Source organism: Halomonas sp. ND22Bw, assembly GCF_003011945.1.
GTDB lineage: Bacteria > Pseudomonadota > Gammaproteobacteria > Pseudomonadales > Halomonadaceae > Halomonas > Halomonas halophila.
In genome coordinates, this window is record NZ_PXWD01001091.1 from 1 (window position 1) to 263 (window position 263).

Here is a 263-nt window from a genome sequence, read left to right on the forward strand (position 1 = left end):
ACGACACGAGATCGTGGTAGGCGTTGTAGAGCAGCAATAGGGTGGCGTCGCCGCCGCGCTGGTGGATGCCCGAGGCCTGGGCGCGTCCATCGAGGAGCACGGCCAGGGCCCGCGCATCGCCCTGCGTCCAGTTCTCCGGCGACATCTCGGCGCCGTCGGGCCGCAGCCAGGTCACGTCCTTGACGCCGAACTCCTCGTCGTAGGCCCCCGTGAGGAAGCGCCCGCGGGTAAGGATCGGCAGGGCCTCGCGCAGCAGGGTCAGG

The 263-nt window shown here is 70.7% G+C and carries 1 pseudogene; it reads right to left on the reverse strand.

The features are described from left to right. Positions 1–263: pseudogene (locus CVH10_RS21555) on the reverse strand (glycogen debranching enzyme GlgX); the annotation flags it as partial.